The sequence below is a fragment of the Methylobacterium sp. Gmos3 genome, assembly GCF_056430985.1.
On record NZ_JBWJYL010000001.1, the window covers coordinates 466,476 to 483,492 of the forward strand.

At 70.9% G+C, this 17,017-nt stretch carries 13 protein-coding genes and 1 pseudogene; 2 read left to right on the forward strand and 12 right to left on the reverse strand.

Annotation, left to right across the window (positions count from 1 at the left end; genetic code table 11):
* Positions 1-90: 90 nt before the first annotated feature.
* From secD to ACS5Q7_RS02325, 12 genes and pseudogenes are all read right to left on the reverse strand, one after another.
* Positions 91-1,695 (reverse strand): protein translocase subunit SecD, encoded by a 1,605-nt coding sequence (secD, locus tag ACS5Q7_RS02270; RefSeq protein WP_478337790.1) that lies wholly within the window; start codon positions 1,693-1,695, stop codon positions 91-93.
* Between the two features lie 103 nt (positions 1,696-1,798).
* On the reverse strand, positions 1,799-2,137 hold the full coding sequence (gene yajC / locus ACS5Q7_RS02275) for a preprotein translocase subunit YajC (protein ID WP_478337791.1): 339 nt from the start codon (positions 2,135-2,137) through the stop codon (positions 1,799-1,801).
* 212 nt (positions 2,138-2,349) lie between these two features.
* A complete protein-coding gene (locus ACS5Q7_RS02280) occupies positions 2,350-2,856 on the reverse strand; it encodes a cupin domain-containing protein (RefSeq protein ID WP_478337792.1) in 507 nt (168 codons plus the stop codon).
* Positions 2,857-3,026: 170 nt separating this feature from the next.
* Positions 3,027-4,148 carry a DUF2778 domain-containing protein gene (locus ACS5Q7_RS02285; protein WP_478337793.1) on the reverse strand — a complete coding sequence of 374 codons (1,122 nt, stop codon included), beginning with the start codon at positions 4,146-4,148 and terminating at the stop codon, positions 3,027-3,029.
* 167 nt (positions 4,149-4,315) lie between these two features.
* Positions 4,316-5,617 carry an AmpG family muropeptide MFS transporter gene (locus ACS5Q7_RS02290; protein WP_478337794.1) on the reverse strand — a complete coding sequence of 434 codons (1,302 nt, stop codon included), beginning with the start codon at positions 5,615-5,617 and terminating at the stop codon, positions 4,316-4,318.
* A 60-nt stretch (positions 5,618-5,677) separates the two neighbouring features.
* Complete coding sequence (locus tag ACS5Q7_RS02295) at positions 5,678-6,043, reverse strand: metal-sensitive transcriptional regulator (protein ID WP_478337795.1); 366 nt, start codon at positions 6,041-6,043, stop codon at positions 5,678-5,680.
* Positions 6,044-6,137: 94 nt separating this feature from the next.
* Positions 6,138-6,989 (reverse strand): manganese catalase family protein, encoded by an 852-nt coding sequence (locus tag ACS5Q7_RS02300; protein WP_478337796.1) that lies wholly within the window; start codon positions 6,987-6,989, stop codon positions 6,138-6,140.
* Between the two features lie 417 nt (positions 6,990-7,406).
* On the reverse strand, positions 7,407-11,003 hold the full coding sequence (mfd, locus tag ACS5Q7_RS02305) for a transcription-repair coupling factor (protein WP_478337797.1): 3,597 nt from the start codon (positions 11,001-11,003) through the stop codon (positions 7,407-7,409).
* A gap of 110 nt (positions 11,004-11,113) precedes the next feature.
* Entirely contained in the window at positions 11,114-11,359 is a 246-nt protein-coding gene (locus ACS5Q7_RS02310; protein WP_478337798.1) for a hypothetical protein, read from the reverse strand.
* Between the two features lie 11 nt (positions 11,360-11,370).
* Positions 11,371-11,667, reverse strand: coding sequence for an FAD assembly factor SdhE (locus ACS5Q7_RS02315; RefSeq protein WP_478337799.1), 297 nt, complete (start codon positions 11,665-11,667; stop codon positions 11,371-11,373).
* Between the two features lie 72 nt (positions 11,668-11,739).
* A complete protein-coding gene (selB, locus tag ACS5Q7_RS02320; RefSeq protein WP_478337800.1) occupies positions 11,740-13,674 on the reverse strand; it encodes a selenocysteine-specific translation elongation factor in 1,935 nt (644 codons plus the stop codon).
* 64 nt (positions 13,675-13,738) lie between these two features.
* Positions 13,739-15,253: pseudogene (locus ACS5Q7_RS02325) on the reverse strand (ABC transporter substrate-binding protein).
* Positions 15,254-15,465: 212 nt separating this feature from the next.
* Here ACS5Q7_RS02325 and thiE point away from each other — a divergent pair.
* Together thiE and thiD are read left to right on the forward strand one after the other, a co-directional pair.
* Entirely contained in the window at positions 15,466-16,167 is a 702-nt protein-coding gene (gene thiE / locus ACS5Q7_RS02330; RefSeq protein WP_478337801.1) for a thiamine phosphate synthase, read from the forward strand.
* Entirely contained in the window at positions 16,164-16,970 is an 807-nt protein-coding gene (gene thiD / locus ACS5Q7_RS02335; protein ID WP_478337802.1) for a bifunctional hydroxymethylpyrimidine kinase/phosphomethylpyrimidine kinase, read from the forward strand. Before thiE ends, thiD begins: the two co-directional genes overlap by 4 nt.
* Positions 16,971-17,017 lie beyond the last annotated feature (47 nt).

Here is a 17,017-nt window from a genome sequence, read left to right on the forward strand (position 1 = left end):
CTGCGCAGCCCCGGGATGACGGGGTCTGCGCTTCGATCCGGGTTCGAACGGAAGGTGGGTCGCGTACCTCTTCGACAGGGTCTCTTTTGATCAGAACGGCAGGGCCTTCGGCCTGAAGGACTTGTACCACACGGCGATCATCATCCGCGTGAGGGTCACGGCGGTGATGACGGTGGTGAGGATGCCGAGGATGAACACCACGGCGAAGCCCTTCACCGGCCCGGAGCCCATGAAGAACAGGATCAGAGCCGCGATGGCCATGGTCGAGTTCGAATCGATGATCGTCGCGAAGGCGCGGTCGAAGCCGGCCTGGAGCGCCGAGATCAGCGAGCGGCCGGCGCGGGATTCCTCGCGCATGCGCTCGTAGATCAGCACGTTCGAATCGACCGCCGTGCCGATGGTGAGCACGATGCCCGCGATGCCCGGCAGGGTCATCGTGGCCTCCAGCACCGACATCAGGCCGAGGATCAGCCCGACGTGGACCATCAGGGCGATGTTGGCGATGAAGCCGAAGGTCCCGTAGGTCGCGAACATGAAGCAGACGACGAGGCCGGCGGCGACCAGCGTCGCGAGCTTGCCCGCCTCGATCGAGTCGCGGCCCAGCCCCGGCCCGACGACGCGGCGCTCCACCACGGTGAACTTGGCGGGCAGCGCGCCGGCCCGGAGCAGGACGGCGAGGTCGTTGGCCTGCTGCACGGTGAAATTGCCGGTGATCTGGCCCGAGCCGCCGGTGATCGCGGAGCGGATGACGGGGGCCGAGACCACCTCGTTGTCGAGGACGATGGCCATCGGGCGGCCGATGTTCTCGCTCGTCGCCTGCCCGAAGCGCTGGGCGCCGCGCAGGTTGAACTTGAAGCTCACCATCGGCTCGTGGCTCTGCTGGTCGAAGGCGGGCTGCGCGTCGGTCAGCTCGCTGCCGTCGGCCATCACCCGGCGCTCCACCGGCACCTTGGCGCCCTTGCCGTCCTTGGAGGGCAGCATGTCGACGTCGCCCGAAGGGCTGTCGGCGAGCATGCGGAATTCGAGCTTGGCGGTGGAGCCGAGGAGCTTCTCCAGCCGCTCGGGATTCTGCTCGCCCGGCACCTGGATCAGGATGCGGTCGGCGCCCTGCTGCTGGATCGAGGGTTCGAGGGTGCCCGTCGAGTCGAGGCGGCGGCGGATGACCTCGATCCCCTGGCTCACCGCCCGGCGGGTGCGGTCGACGATGCCGGCATCGGTCATCGTCAGGCGCACGAGGCCGCCCGGCTGCTCGGTCACGTCGAGGGTGCGGGCCCCGGTCTGGCCGATGGAAGTGGCGATGGGCGCGGACAATTCGCGCAGTTTCGGCAGCACCTTGGCCCGCGCCGCGTCGTCGGCGACCTTCACCTGCACGCCGCGCTGGAGGAGCTGGATGCCGCCGTCGGCGCGGACGCTCTCCTGTTGCAGGATGCGGCGCACGTCGTCGCGCAGGGACTTGGCCTGCGCCGCGATCAGGTCGTTCTGGTCGACCTCCAGCAGCAGCTGCGAGCCGCCCTGAAGGTCGAGGCCGAGCACGATGGCCCGGGTCGGGACGATCCAGTGCGGGAACCACGGCGGCAAGCTCGCAAGGAAGCCCTTCCGCTGCTCCGGCGAGAAGAAGCTCGGTATGGCGAGCGCCAGCCCCAGCAGGATGATCGCGAGGGTCGCGGCGATCTTCGCACGGGAGAAGCGCAACATCGGCGGATCGTTTCTCTTGAATGGCCGGCGTCTTGCGCCGGCCTCCTCATGTGATGCCCGAACGGATCGGCTGCGTCAGGCAGCCATCCTCACGCAGTCATCCTCACGCAGCCTTGGCGGGGCCGCCCTTGGCGCGGACCTCGGAGATCATTGAGCGCACGACCCGCACGCGGACGTTCGGGGCGATCTCGACCTCGATCTCGGGCTGGTCGTCCTGCGCCTTCACCACGCGCCCGACGAGGCCGCCATTGGTGACGACGGTGTCGTCCCGGCGGACGGCGCGGATCAGCGCCTGATGATCCTTGACCCGCTTCTGCTGCGGCCGGAGGATCAGGAAGTACATGATCACGAAGATCAAGACGAAGGGGATCACCTGGAAGGCGATCTCCGCTCCACCGGCGGCGGTCGCGCCGGCCCCTTGCGCGAAGGCGGGGGTGATCAACGTGCATCTCCTGCGTACTGGAAGGCCGGCCCGCCCCCGCGTCTGGGGTCGTCTGAGCAGGGGAGAGGCCCGGCGAAAAGCGCGCGGACTATAGCCAGCGACCTCCCGAAAGCAACGGCAAGAGCCCCCGCATGCGCGGAAACGGCCACGAATCTCCTCGCGGAGGCTCGCGGCCGTTACGAATGGTCACGTCGCAGGAGAGGGCGGCGGCCTCAGCCGGGGATCAGCGCGCGGACCTGCCGCAGCCAGCGCATGGGCGCCTCGACCGTCGAGGGGCTGCGATGCTTGAGGATCGCCGATTTCAGCAATTCCTTCGGCACCTCCCAGGTCTGCACCGCGCCCTGCGGGAAATGCGCCACGTCGCCCACGGTCAGGTGGTGGCGGGTCCCGTCCGCGTCGGTCACGAAGACCTCGCCCTGGAGGATCGTGACGATCTCGTCGGACATGTGCGTCCAGTTGAAGGTGCCGGCGCTGACGCGCCACAGGAAGACCTGCGCGCCGTTATCCTCGGTGCGCGAGACCTCCGCCGCCTCGGCCACCGGATTGCCGGCCACGACCCATTTTGCCGGAATCGGCGACGGCTGGAACAGGGCCGCCTGCGGGCGGATGGCCGTGCTCGTCCGGGGGCGGCCACCCTCGTCGATCCGCGCCTCGGCAAAGGCCCCGGCGGCGGCGATGGAGATGGAGATGAGGGCGGTGGCGAGGAGGATCTTCTTCACGGCCAGTTCCGGCATTCGTCGGAAACATTCCTGCAACGTGTCGGCAGAATTGGCCAGACCTTTTCCACTCACGCCGCGGCACGAACACAGAAATCAACCGGATCCACAGCACATAATGAATTTTTATAAATCATCGTCCAGGAAAATTAAGCATCCGGTGGCCGCGATGCTTAACGCCCGCGATCGGCGAGATCGATTCGCGGCGAGCGATTGCCGGCCACGACGATGAGGCGGCGGACCTCGCCGCGCAGGTAGGCGCGCAGGAAGCGGTCGTAATCGCGGAACACGACGCAGCCGTTGGAGGCGCCGGGCTGCGCGCGCAGCATGTAGGTGTGGGCGAGGATGCCGTCGCGGCCGTGGATCGCGCCGCTGCCGCCCAAGGGGGTCAGGCGGATCGCCCGGACGCCGTGGAACGGGGTCTCGCGCTCCCGCATCTCGTAGGTGCCGGGCGGGGTGGCGCCGCGCATCCGCACATGCACGTAGCGCGGGTCGTCCATCAGGTTGCCGTAGCCGGAATGGGCTTCCAGCACCTCGCCGCTCGGCAGCGTCACTGTGCTGGCGCTGATGTCGTAGACCGCCGTGCCCTCCGAGGTGCCGACCGAGGGGCTGGGGACGAGGCGCCCGCGCGGCGTGGCGACCGCATCGGGGTTGGCGTAGGCGAGCGCCTGGGTCGCGCCCTGGCCGGAGGAGCCGGAATTCCCGCCAAACAGGCGTTCGAGGAACGAGGGCTCCTCGGCGATGGCCGCCCGGAACACGTCGCGGGTGCGGGGCAGGGCGCGCCGCGCGGCGATCCGCACCGGGGCCTGGGCGGCGGTGGGAACAGCAACCTGCGCTTGAGCCTGCACCGGGCCGGGCAGGTCGGCGGGTCGGCGGACGGGCAGGGGCACCAGGGTCGGATCGGCCGAGGCGACCCGGCGGATCGGCGTTACGGCGGCAGGAGTCGGGACGCGGGCGGGCGCGGCCTCGGCGACGAGGGACGGGCGCAGGCTCGCCGGGGCACTCGTGTTCAGGGCCAGGACCGGCAGGTCGCGGACGAAGCCGGCGGCGGCCTCTGCCCCGAGGATCGGCGCCGGGGCGAAGACCCAGGCGAGGTCCGACCGGAGCCTCAGCGCCGGGGCGGGCGTGGGCGCCTGGGCCTGGGCTTCCTCCTGCGCCGGAACGGTGATGCGGGTCTCGCCCTCCGAGCGGTTCAGGACCGTCCAGCCCGCCGCCGCGACGGCGGCGAGGCAGGCGAGCGCCGGCAGCTTCGAGCGCCGATGACGCGGGCGGCGGGCATACGCGATGCTGGACATGACGTGACTGGGCCCTGCTCGCCCCGTCGGGCAGCCGCCGTCCGTCGCCGCGGAACGAATCCGCGCGCGTCGGCCGGGCTGGCCGGAACACCCTTCGGGAAAACTCAACCGTGGCGATTAAGCGGGGATCAGGGTTAATCTCCGGCTAAGGCCGGATCGAAATCCGCTCAGGCCTCCATCGGCCCGTGTTGGCGTGCCACGTACACGCAGAGCGCGGCGACAGGCAGGCCGATGAGCGAGGTGCCCGCGAAGAACAGCGGGAAGCCGGTCTCCTCGATGACGAAGCCCGAGAAGCCGGCGAGCACGCTGCCGGGCAGGGCGCAGAGCGAGGTGAGCAGGGCGTATTGGCTCGCCGCGTGCTGCGAATCCGACAGGCGCGACATGTAGGTGATGAGCACGATGGAGGCGAAGGCGTAGGCGAACCCGTCGATGCCGACGCTCATCGCGAAGGTCCAGAAAGCCGCGCCGCCATGGCCGCCGTGCCACGCGAGATAGGCCAGCGCGAGATGCGAGGCCGAGGCCGCGACCGTCCCGATCAGCAGGCTCGCCATCATGCCGACCCGCTGGATGATCGCGCTGGCGAGGAAGGTGCCGGCCAGCGCGATCCAGAAGCCGAACAGCTTCGTCACGGTGGCGATGTCGGTGTTCGAGTAGCCGAGCTGCTTGAACAGCGGGATCGCCATGGCGTTCGAGACGTAGCCGGGCATCCGGAACCCGGCCACCAGCAGCAGGACCGGCACGGCGAGCGGCCCGAGCCGGGCCAGGAGATCACGGATCGGCGCCCAGATCGTCTCCACGAGGCCGGCGCGGGTGGGCTGTCCCTCCGTGGACGGTTCGGGCGCGAGGAGCGCGGCGATGGTGCCGGGCGCCATCAGCGCGGCCATGCAGAGATAGGCGGCGCGCCAGCCATAGGCATCGGCGAGGTAGAGCGCCCCGGCGCCCGCCGCGAGGTTGCCGCAGCGGAAGCCGATCTCGGCCCAGGACGACATCAGCGCCTGCCGCTCCAAAGGCGCCACGGCGATGCGCCAGCCATCGACCACGATGTCCTGCGTCGCCCCCGCGACGCCCAGCGCCAGGGAGAAGGCCACCGTCCAGGCGAGCCAGTGCGCAGGGTCCCCGAAGGCGACGCCCGCGAGCGCCGCCGCCACGGCGATCTGCGCGGCGACGATCCAGCCCCGCCGCCGTCCGAGGAGGCGCCCGAGGAGGGGCGGGTCGTAGCGGTCGAGGAAGGGGGCCCAGAGGAACTTGAACTTGTAGGCGATGGTCAGTTCGCTCATCAGGCCGATGGTCGCCAGGGGCACCTTCGCCTCGCTGAGCCACGCCGATTGCGTCGCGTAGACGAGGAGGAACGGCATCCCCTGCGCGAAGCCGAGGCCGAGCACCGCCGCCACGCGGATATCGGTGAAGAGCGGCGCGAACAGGCCCGGCTTGTCCGCCGGCGCCGTCCCGGCCCGCATCGTATCCGCCATCGCATCGGTCTCCGCCGGGCGGACAGAGCCAGACTCGGCGGCCGGTTGCAACGGTGACGCTCAGGTGTCGAGCCGCATCGCCGCCCGCAGGACGCGGGTGACGTCGGCGAGCGCCACGTCCTCGTCCGTCTCGGCGCCGGCCGCGATTCGCACGCCCGCCGTGACATGCTGGGCGATGATCGCCATGGCGACCTCGCGCAGCGCCGCCGTCATGGCGTTGATCTGCTGCACTTCATCGAGGCAATAGCGGTCCTCCTCGATCATCTTGCGCAGGCCCCGGACCTGGCCCTCGACCCGGTTCAACCGCTGGATGAGGGGACGCTTGGCCGCCTCGCCTCGCTTCAGCAGGATCCGGTCGCCGACCACATCGCCCCGGATGTCGTCCCCGGTCTCGTTTACAGTCTCGTCTACGGTCTCGCGCGACATCCCCGCCCCGTTCGGAAAGTTCGAACCTCCGTATCATAGGTTGGAACAAGACGCGGAGCCGCCGCCCGGCACGCACCGGGCGGCGGGGTGGGGCTTACATCTGCTCGGTCTGGGCGCCGCTGTCGGGCCGGGCCGGGCCGAGGACGGGCTCCTCGCCCAGGGGCTTGTTCTTGAACACGGTGTAGGTGCCCTTGCCGTCCAGCGACGGGCCCTGCGTCCAGCGCCCCTCCGGCGTCGTGCCGTCGACGGAACTGACGTAGAAATTGTAGGCGTTCTCGCTGTCCTCCTTCTCCTGCGGGAAGGAGTTCGGGATCGGCAGGGCGCCCTGATGGCCGCCGAGTTCCTCGATCACCGCGAGCCATTGCTGCTGGTGCATGGTGTCCCGGGCGATCATGTAATGCAGCATGTCCTTCATGCCGGCATCGTGGGCGGCGTTGTAGAGCCGCACCGCCAGGACGCGGCCGGTGCTCTCAGCGGCGACGTTGCAGTACATGTCCGCCGCGAGGTTTCCGCTGGCGTAGATGTGGCTCATGTCGAAGGGCACGCCCTCGCAATTGGCGGGGAAGGCGGCCATGCCCGTCGAGAGGACGTGCCGGTGCAGCATGCCTTCGATGGTGTGGCGGGCGTTGCCCCCGCCCATGACGGCGCCGACGACGCCGTCCGCCGCGCCCTCTTCCTGCAGGGCGGTCGGGGCGTTCTCGAGGTTCAGGGCGACGGCGGTCGCCAGCATCTCGATATGGCCCATCTCCTCGGTGGCGGTGTTGAGGAGCATGTCGCGGTACTTGGTCGACGGCCCCCGGGCACCCCAGCCCTGGAAGAAGTACTGCATGCAGACCCGGATCTCACCCTCGATGCCGCCGATCGCCTGCTGGAGCATGCGCGCGTAGATCGGATCGGGGTTCTCGACCTTCACGGGATACTGAAGGCGCTTGTCGAAGTAGAACATGGAGGTTCCTCCCTGCGAATGCGCAGCGGACCCGGACGGTACTCAGGGGGAGTATCCGCCGGTCTCAAGGGTTGAACCTCGCGGATCGGGGAAGGTTCGGTGCGCCGGGGGAGAAAAGAAGGGGGCGGGTCCTCCCCCTCTCCCCGTCGTGCGGGGAGAGGCCCGTTTGCACCTCGTCGTGCAAACGGGGAGCGGAGGCGAAGCCGCAGCGGCGGTGAGGGGGGTTGCCGGAGGAGTCTCGTTCGGCTCGCCCCCTCACCCCCGGCTGCCGCCTCGCCGCGCCGACATCCCAAGTCGGGCCTGCCCGACTTGGGCAACACAAGTCGGATCTCGGGCAGGCCCGAGGTCCGGGGTCGTCGCGGCCCTCTCCCCGCCTGCGGGGAGAGGGGATGAGCAGGCAGGTCGGCGCGAAGCCCCCTACGCCGCCTTCTTCCCCCGCTCGGCGATCTTCACGAGGTTGCGCAGCACGTCGGTGGCGATCTTCAGCCGCGACGGGATCGACGGCAACTCGCGGACGAACACCACGCTCATGTCCGGCCGCACCTTCGCGAAGGAGGCCTGTTCCGCGACGAAGGCCACGAGACCGGTCGGGTTCGCGTAGGACCGGTCGCGGAAGTGGACGACCACGCCCTTCGGCCCCGCCTCGACCTTCTCCACGTTGGCCTTGAGGCACAGGATCTTGATCGTGCCGATCTTGAGCAGCTGCTCCACCTCCGGCGGCAGCGGCCCGAACCGGTCGATCATCTCGGCGCCGAAGGCCTCCATCTCGGCATCGTCCTGCATGGTGGCGAGCCGGCGGTAGAGGCCGAGGCGCACCGACAGGTCCTCGACGTAATCCTCCGGGATCGTGACCGGGGCGCCGAGCGCGATGGTCGGGGACCACGCCTCCTCCGGCACGTCCTCGATGCCGGCCTTGAGGGCCGTGACCGCGTCCTCCAGCATCTGCTGATAGAGCTCGTAGCCGACTTCCTTGATGTGGCCGGACTGCGCGTCGCCGAGCAGGTTGCCGGCGCCGCGGATGTCGAGATCGTGGCTCGCCAGTTGGAAGCCCGCGCCCAGGGTGTCGAGGCTGGAGAGCACCTTCAGCCGCTGCTCGGCCTGCGGGGTCAATTGCCGCCCGGCGGGCGTCGTGAACAGGGCGTAGGCCCGCGCCTTCGAGCGCCCGACGCGCCCGCGCAGCTGGTAAAGCTGGGCAAGGCCGAACATGTCCGCGCGGTGGACGATGAGCGTGTTGGCGGTGGGGATGTCGAGGCCCGATTCCACGATCGTCGTCGAGAGCAGCACGTCGAACTTGCCCTCGTAGAAGGCGGTCATGACGTCTTCGAGCTGCCCCGCCGCCATCTGGCCGTGGGCCACCGCGACCTTGATCTCCGGCATCTCCGCGTCGAGGAACTTTTTCACTTCCGCCAGATCCTCGATCCGGGGGACGACGTAGAACGATTGCCCGCCGCGATAGCGCTCGCGCAGCAGCGCCTCGCGGATCGAGAGCGGATCGAACGGCGTGATGAAGGTGCGCACCACCAGCCGGTCCACCGGCGGGGTCGCGATGATCGACAGTTCCCGCACGCCGGTCATGGCGAGTTGCAGGGTGCGCGGGATCGGCGTCGCCGAGAGGGTCAGCACGTGGACATCGGCCTGGAGGGCCTTCAGCCGCTCCTTGTGGGAGACGCCGAAATGCTGCTCCTCGTCCACGATCAGCAGGCCGAGATCCTTGAAGGCGATGTTCTTCGCGAGCAGCGCGTGCGTGCCCACCACGATGTCGACCGTGCCCGCCGCGAGCCCGGCGCGGGTCTGCTTCATGTCGGCGGCCGAGACGAAGCGCGAGAGCTGCGCCACCTGCACCGGCAGGCCTTTGAACCGCTCGGCGAAGGTCCGGTAATGCTGGCGGGCCAGCAGCGTCGTCGGCACGATCACCGCCACCTGCTTGCCGGCGATGGCAGCCGCGAAGGCGCCGCGCAGGGCCACCTCGGTCTTGCCGAAACCGACATCGCCGCAGACCAGCCGGTCCATCGGGCGGCCGGCGTTGAGGTCGTCGAGCACCGCGTCGATGGCGTTGGCCTGATCCTCGGTCTCCTCGAAGGGGAACCGGGCGGCGAATTCCTCGTAGAGGCCCTCCGGCGCCTTGAGAGTCGGAGCCTTCTTCACGAAGCGCTGCGCTGCGACCTTGATGAGTTCGCCCGCCATCTCGAGGATGCGGCGCTTCATCTTGGCCTTGCGCGCCTGCCACGCGCCGCCGCCCAGCCGGTCCAGGGCGACTTCCGAGTCCTCTGAGCCGTAGCGGGTCAGGAGCTCGATGTTCTCCACCGGCAGCAACAGCTGGCCGCCGGTATATTGCAGTTCGAGGCAATCGTGCGGGGCGCCCGCCGCGTGGATCGTCTTGAGGCCGATGAACCGGCCGATGCCGTGATCGGCATGGACCACGAGGTCCCCGGGTTGCAGGGCCTGGACTTCCAGGATCACGTCCTGCGGCCGCTTGGCCTTGCGCTTCTGGCGCACCAGCCGGTCGCCGAGGATGTCGCCCTCGGACACCACGGCGAGTTCGCCGACGGTGAAGCCGGCTTCCAGCCCCCACACCGCCACCGCCGTGTCGGTGCCGCGCTTGAGGGCGTAGACGTCCGCGAGCCGGGTGATCGCCACGGGCTTCTTCAGGCCGTGGTCGGCGAGCACGCCGCAGAGCCGGTCGCGGGAGCCGTCGGACCAGGATCCCAGGATCACGTGATGACCGGATCCCTGGAGATCGCGGATATGGGCGACCGCCGCATCGAAGACGGCGGCATGCTCGTCCGCCCGCTCGGGGGCGAAGTTTCGTCCGACTTTGGCGCCGCAATCGATGACGGCGCGCTCGGGAGAATCCGGCTGGTCGAAGGGCGTCATCCGCGCGACCGTGGCGGTGGCGAGACGCTCCTTCAGCTCGTTCTGCATCAGGTAGAGGGCGCGCGGCGGCAGCGGCTTGTAGGGCGCCACGCCCGCCTGCGGGTTCTTGAGCGCGGTCTCGCGGGCCTGGAAGTAATCCTGCACCAGGGCGATGCGCTCGGCCGCCGCCTCCTCCACCTGCGGATCGAGGAGGAGCGGCACCCCGGCGAGGTAGTCGAACAGGGTGTCGAGGCCGGAATAGAACAGCGGCATCCAGTGTTCGAGGCCGGCATAGCGGCGGCCCTCGCTCACGGTCTCGTAGAGCCGGTCGTCGCGGGTCGCCGCGCCGAAGCTCTGGATGTAGTTCTGCCGGAAGCGCCGGATCGTCTCGGTGGTGAGCTGCACCTCGCTCATCGGCACGAGGTCGAGGGAGCGGAGCTGCCCGGTGGTGCGCTGGGTCTCGGGATCGAAGGCGCGGATCGATTCGAGGGTGTCGCCGAAGAAGTCGAGGCGGATCGGGGCGGGCAGGCCCGGCGGCGACAGGTCGAGGATGCCGCCGCGCACCGCGTATTCGCCGGTATCGCGCACGGTGCCGGTGCGCAGGAAGCCGTTCGCCTCCACCCAGGCGACGATGTCGTCCATCTTCACGACGTTGCCGATGGCCGCCGAGAAGGTCTCGCGGGCGATGTGGGCCTGGGGCGGCACCCGCTGCACCAGGGCGTTGATCGTGGTGCAGAGGATGCGCGGGCGCTCCTCGGAGGAGCGCGTCCGCGCGAGCCGCGCCAGCGCCGTCACCCTTTGAGCGGCGACGCCTGTCGTCGGCGAGGTCCGGTCGTAGGGCTGGCAGTCCCAGGCCGGCAGGGACATGATGTCGAGTTCGGGGGCGGCGAAGCCGAGCGCCGCCTGGAACGCGGCCGAGCGCCCCGAATCACGCGCCACGTGGACCAGCACCGCCGGCCCCTTGGCCTCCGGCGCGAGGGCGCGGGCGAGGTCGGCGGCGACGACGGCATCGAACCCCTCCGGCACGCCCGCCAGTGTCGGGCTGTCGCCGCGCTTGAGCGCGTCCATGGCCTTGGCCAGGGCGGAGGATTTCGGCAGGGCGAAGCGCGCGGCCTGAATTTTGGGGGCAGCCGGCTGCGGCTTCGGTTGAGGCTTGGCCATCGGGGCTCGTTCGCGGGATGTTCGTCCGCCGGGGCGGCGTCCACGGGTCAGGCGGGCGTTAGCCCATCGCGCCGCGCCGATCCAGGGTTCCGGATGCGCCGGCGGGCCGCTTAGGCCTCCTTCCGCCCGACGATCTCCCGCAACGCCGTCTCCACCCGGCCGCGGAAGAACTCCGCGTTGGGCATGCCCTCCGTCATCGCGGCGGCGCGGGAGCCGGCTTGGCGCAGGATCTCGGCGCGGAGGTTCGGGTCGGTGCGCTCCAGCATCTCCAGCATCACGCCCACCACCAGCTCGGTGGCGATGGAGCGGGCCGGGTGGTCGTAGGGGGCCTGCGGCACGGTGGTCTCGTCGCTCATCGCGGGTTCCCTTACGAGTGGATCGGCGCGTCGTGGCGGTGGAAGTCGCGCAGGCGCCGCCATACCGCCGTGTCGTAGTTCGAGGGCGTCTCGGCCTCGCCGGTCAGCCACTTGAACAGGTCGCGGTCGGGCACCTCGATCAGCGCCTCGAACTGGTCGAGTTCGCTCTCGGACAGGTCGCCGATCTCCGCGTCGGCGAAGCGGCCCATGATCAGGTCCATCTCGCGGATGCCCCGGTGCCACGCCCGGAACAGGGTGCGGCGGCGGCGGGGGTCGAGGTCGGCGCTCGTACGGGTGGTGCCGGACATGAGTCCCAAACCTTTCCGTTCACAAGGATACCCCGTGAGATACGCCTGCCGGCCGGCGGTATCCAGTGCGCGTCAGGGCGCATCCGCGCCGAACAGGTCGCGCCAGCCCGTCCGTAGGCGCCGCCCGTCCGCGATCCGCGCGGTGAAGCCGATGGCGTCGAAATGTTCGAGCACCGGCATCGTCATGTTGCGGCCGATTCCGGCCGCCTCGCGAAACCGCCCCACGGTGAGCAACCCCTCGGGATGCTCACCCGCCACCGCCTCGGCGATCCGGGCGAGGTCGGCGAGCAGCGGCGGCGGGAGGTAATAGGCCTTCGAGACCCGCCGCAGCCAGCCGATGCGCCCCACCTTGTCGAGGAGGGGGCGCACGGCCTCCGGCTCCCGTCCAAGGCGTTCGGCCAGCAGATGCAGGCGCGGCTGGTCGCGCCCGGCCGCCTCCACCACCGCGCGGATCTCGGCGTAGAGCGCCGCGTCGGCGGGGGCGAGGCGCGCCTCGTGGCCGGGCCGGTGGTGCAGGGCGCCCCGCCGGGCGAGCGCCCCGGCGCGGGTGAGCCCGTCGAGGACGAGGCGGGCGAGGGGCCGGTCGGCGGGGGACAGGTCGGTTGCGACCTCGTCCGCCGAGAGGCCGGGATTGTCCGGCTCGGCGGCGTGGCGCGCCTCGAACAGGGCGACGAGCCGCGCCTCCAGGTCCGCCACCCGCGCGGCGGGGAAGGCGAGGCGCCCCGCCTCCGTCTCCACGACTTGCGCGGCGTGCTCCGAGAGCAGCCGGTCGAGGGCCGGCGGCGGGAGGTTGCGCAGGCGGGCGAAGCGCCCGACATCGAGCCCCGCCGGCTCCGCGTCGAGCAGCGCGGCGAGGGCGGCTCCGTCCTCGGGCTCGGCCAGGGCGGCGAGGACGGCCCGGCGGGCGGGAAGCCACGCCCCCCGGCGCGGCCCGTCGGCGTCGATCACCCGGCCGCCGCCGATCGTTCGTGAGGCGGCGGCGTCGCGCAGGACGAGGCGGTCGCCGTTGAGGGCATGCAAGGGCGCGTCGAGGGCGATCCGCGCGAAGGCCTCGCCCCCCGGCGGGATCGCGGGCGCCTCGGGGGCGAGGAGCACCCGGCCAGTCACGCCGGCCGCGCCGCAATGGACCTGCACCGCCGCCCGGTGGCGCAGGGGCCGGGCCTCCCCCGGCAGCAGGCGGATCCGCACGTCGAGGCGCGTCGCCGTGCCGGAGAGGGCGGGGGCGAGCACCCATTCGCCCCGGTGGATGTCGTCGCGCGACAGGCGCGGGCCGGTGAGGTTGAGGGCGCAGCGCTCGCCGGCCCGGCTCTCCGCCGCGACCTCGCCCTGGGCATGGATGCCGCGGACCCGCGCCTCGATGCCCTTTGCCGACACCAGCACCCGGTCGCCGACTCGCACCGTGCCGGCATGGACGGCCCCCGTCACCACGAGGCCTGCGCCCGGCAGGGTGAAGCAGCGGTCGATGGCGAGGCGGAAGCCCCGCTCGGATTCGGCCCGGCGCGGGGCCGCCCCGTCGCCGGTCTCCTCGAGCCGGGCCAGCACCTCCGGGATGCCGGCGCCGGTGAGGGCGGAGCAGGGCAGGATCGGCGCCCCGGCGAGGCCGGTGCCGGCGAGGAGGGCGCGCACGTCCTCGGTGACGGCGGCGATCCGCTCCGGCCCGGCCCGGTCGGCCTTGGTGAGGGCGACGATCCCGCGCGAGAGGCCCAGCAGGTCGAGGATGGCGGCGTGCTCGCGGGTCTGGGGCATCACGCCGTCGTCGGCGGCCACCACGAGGAGGGCGCAATCGACCCCCGTCGCCCCCGCCACCATGGTGCGCACCAGCCGCTCGTGGCCGGGCACGTCCACGAAGCCGAGGGAGAGGGCGCCCCGCCGGGCATAGGCGAAGCCGAGATCGAGGGTGATGCCCCGGGCCTTCTCCTCCGGCAGCCGGTCGGCATCGATTCCGGTCAGCGCCTTCACCAGCGCCGTTTTGCCGTGGTCGATATGCCCCGCCGTCGCGACGATCATTCTTTTTTAGACTTCGCGTCGTGGATGGGAGGGGCGGCGCGGATCCACTCCGCGCCGCCTCGTGTCAGCCCTTGATCCGGGTCTCGGCCAGTTCCGACATGCAGGTGTCGTAGGGCGTGAACGCCACCCTGTCCGACACCGCGAAGAGGGTGAAGGGCGAGTACAGGAACAGGGCCTTGGCCTCGTCCTGCAGATAGCGCTCCACCTCCCGCACCACGCCCTCCTGCGCCTCCGGCTCTGCGGTGTGCAGGAGCTTGTCGTAGAGGGCGTCGAAGGCGGGATCCTCCGGGCCCTGGCGCAGGGTCGCGTCCTTGCCGAAGAACTCCCGGTGGACGCAGGCGACCGGATATTGCGGCGTCCAGTCGAAATACCATTCGAGCTTGATGTCGAAATCCTCCGGCAGGTCGCCCCGATCGCTGACGAACCGGGCCGAGAGGCCGATCTCCGCGAGGTTCCGGCCGATCGCCTCGACCACGCCCGTCCAGGCGGGGGACGCGACGAACACGAGCGCCCGGCCCCCGAGCCCCGCCTTCTCCAGCACCGCCTTCGCGGCCTGGGGATCGTGCGGGAACGGTTTCAGGCCGGGATCCGCGCCGTAGCGGCCGGGCTGGATGAAGGCCGGGATCACCGTGCCGTAGCCGTGCGCCCCCTGGTCGAGCACCGCCTGCCGGTCGATGGCGAGGTTGAGCGCCCGGCGTACCGCCGGGTCGCGCCAGGGCGAATCCGGCCGGTTCTCGTTGAAGACGCCCGTCAGGATCGTCTTGGCCTTCTTGGTCTGGATCTTCCCCTTGTCGCTCGCCGGGAAGGCCTTCGCCTCGTCCGGTGTCAGGTCGAACACCACGTCGACCCGGCCGTCACCGGCCGCCACCGACTTGATACCCTCCGCCTTGCCGATGACGTTGTCGTAGACGATGCGGACGCTCGGCCTGCGGGCCGGGTTCCAGTAGGTCGGGTTGGGCTCCATCACGACACGGTCGGAGCGGGAATCGATCAGCGAGACACCCTCGGTGAGCACGAACGGGCCAGTCCCCCACGGACCGGGCGCGTCGATCACTCACCAATGGCCTTCGGCCGATCCCGTCTTCGGGTCGATGAAGCCCCACTCGTTCCAGAACCGCGTCGAGGGCAGGTGCATGCCCCGCAGCTTCATCAAAGCGGCGGAATCGCCGCCGGGGAAGCGCATGCGGATCGTGCGGTCGTCCACCGCCTCGCAGGTCACGTCGCGGGCGAAGTTCAGGAAGGCCCCCGGCGGATGCGGGTTGGTCCATTCCTGCACCTTGTCGAAGCCGAGCTTGAACATGCCGGCATCGAAGCGCTCGCCATCCTGGTAGACGGCCTCGCGCATCGTGAGTTCGAGGGTCTCCCCGTCGAGCCAGCGCCAGGATTCGGCGAGGCTCGGCTGGCCGATCCCGTCGTGATCGACCCGGTTGGCCTCCTCCATCGTGTTCCAGGTGATGGAGAGCCAGTTCACCGGCGACGGATCGACCACCGTCACCGTGTTGTGGGGACCGAAGGCGCCGCCGCCTCCCGGATCCCCGGTCGCATGCGTGTCCATGCTTCCTCCTGTCGTGGCCCGCATGGCGTGCGGGGCGGCCGCCGGATTGGCAGCGCGCAACCTATGATAGGGCGCATTCGGTCGCGCGCAATCGACCTTGATAAGGCGGGCTGCAACGGCAGCTTGCCGAGGCACCTTGCCAAGCCAGCTTCCGGCACCCAAACACCATCAAGTCGCAGGGCGTCCGCGCGGGGCGGGCGCCTTCGCGGGTGGAGGCGGGGATGGAGCCGGGCGGGATGACGGGCAGGGCACAGGCCGGAGCGCGGAATGTGGACCTGCGGCTCTACGGGCTCCTGGATACCGGCGTGAGCGGCAGCGACGGCGCGGCATTGGGCCGCCTCGGCGCCGAGGCGGTGGCGGGCGGCTGCACCCTGCTCCAATACCGCGAGAAGGACATCGCCGACGCCCGCGCCACCGTCGAGCGCCTGCGGGCGATCCGCGCGGCGCTCGGCGGGCGGGTTCCGCTCCTCGTGAACGACCGCGTCGACCTCGCCCTGGCGGCGGGGGCGGACGGGGTGCATCTCGGCCAATCGGACCTGCACCCGGCCGATGCGCGGCGGCTGCTGGGGCCGCAGGCGATCATCGGCATCACCGTGAAGACGGCCGCCCATGCGGACGAACTCTACCGGCTCCCGGTGGATTACGCCTGCATCGGCGGGGTCTTCGCCACGACGAGCAAGGACAACCCGGACCCGCCGGTCGGCCTCGACGGCCTGTCACGGATCCTGTTCCGGGCGCGGCTGGCGCGGGGGCCGGGCCTGCCGGTCGGGGCCATCGCCGGCATCGACGCCGGGAACGCGGCGCAGGTGATCGCGGCGGGGGCGGACGGGGTCGCCGTCATCTCGTCCCTGTTTGGCGCCGAGCCTGTGCGCCAGAACGCCCGCCACCTGCGCGGGCTGATCGACGACGCCCTCGCGGAGCGCGGAGCCCCCCGATGACGGCCATCGCGGTCACGGTGGCGGGCTCGGATTCCGGCGGCGGCGCCGGCATCCAGGCCGATCTCAAGACCTTCTCCGCGCTCGGCGTCTACGGCGCCAGCGTCGTCACCGCCCTCACCGCGCAGAACACGCGCGGCGTCCAGGCCATCCACGAGGTGCCGGCGGCGTTCGTCACGCGGCAGATCGACAGCGTGTTCTCCGACCTGACGGTCGGCGCGGTGAAGATCGGGATGCTGTCCCGGCCGGAGGTGATCGCCGCCGTGGCCGAGGGGCTCGCCCGGCACGCGGGCGGCATTCCGGTGGTGCTCGATCCGGTGATGGTCGCCACCAGCGGCGACCGGCTGATCGCCGACGAGGCGGTGGCCGTCCTGCGCGAGCGCCTGCTGCCGCAGGTCGACCTCGTGACGCCCAACCTCCCCGAAGCCGCCGTGCTCCTCGGCGACGACAGCGAGATGGACGGCGCCGTCCTGGCGCAGCGCTTGGTCGCGCTCGGGGCGAGGGCGGTGCTGGTGAAGGGCGGTCACGGGACCGGCCCGGAGAGCGTGGATTTCCTCGCCGCCGCCGATGGCTTCGAGCGCCGCTTCGCCGCGCCGCGCGTCGAGACCCGCAACACCCATGGCACCGGCTGCACCCTCTCGGCGGCCATCGCCGCCTTGCTGGCACGGGGCCTGCCCCTGCCCGAGGCCGTCGCGGCGGCGAAGGACTATCTCACCGCCGCGATCCAGGCCGCCGACCAGCTGGCGATCGGCGGCGGCCACGGGCCGGTCCACCACTTCCACGCCTGGTGGGGCGAGCGCGGCTGATGTGCATCGCCGCCGCCGAAACCTTGCGCCCGTCATCCGTTTGCGTT

What these genes read in the sequence shown, in the direction of transcription:
- mfd (WP_478337797.1), bottom strand. Translation starts at nt 11,003, where the DNA reads ATGGCCAAGCCTCAACCGAAGCCGCAGCCGGCTGCCCCCAAAATTCAG.
- ACS5Q7_RS02310 (WP_478337798.1), bottom strand. Translation starts at nt 11,359, where the DNA reads ATGAGCGACGAGACCACCGTGCCGCAGGCCCCCTACGACCACCCGGCC.
- ACS5Q7_RS02300 (WP_478337796.1), bottom strand. Translation starts at nt 6,989, where the DNA reads ATGTTCTACTTCGACAAGCGCCTTCAGTATCCCGTGAAGGTCGAGAAC.
- ACS5Q7_RS02315 (WP_478337799.1), bottom strand. Translation starts at nt 11,667, where the DNA reads ATGTCCGGCACCACCCGTACGAGCGCCGACCTCGACCCCCGCCGCCGC.
- thiD (WP_478337802.1), top strand. Translation starts at nt 16,164, where the DNA reads ATGACGGCCATCGCGGTCACGGTGGCGGGCTCGGATTCCGGCGGCGGC.
- selB (WP_478337800.1), bottom strand. Translation starts at nt 13,674, where the DNA reads ATGATCGTCGCGACGGCGGGGCATATCGACCACGGCAAAACGGCGCTG.
- ACS5Q7_RS02290 (WP_478337794.1), bottom strand. Translation starts at nt 5,617, where the DNA reads ATGGCGGATACGATGCGGGCCGGGACGGCGCCGGCGGACAAGCCGGGC.
- ACS5Q7_RS02295 (WP_478337795.1), bottom strand. Translation starts at nt 6,043, where the DNA reads ATGTCGCGCGAGACCGTAGACGAGACTGTAAACGAGACCGGGGACGAC.
- secD (WP_478337790.1), bottom strand. Translation starts at nt 1,695, where the DNA reads ATGTTGCGCTTCTCCCGTGCGAAGATCGCCGCGACCCTCGCGATCATC.
- ACS5Q7_RS02285 (WP_478337793.1), bottom strand. Translation starts at nt 4,148, where the DNA reads ATGTCCAGCATCGCGTATGCCCGCCGCCCGCGTCATCGGCGCTCGAAG.
- thiE (WP_478337801.1), top strand. Translation starts at nt 15,466, where the DNA reads ATGACGGGCAGGGCACAGGCCGGAGCGCGGAATGTGGACCTGCGGCTC.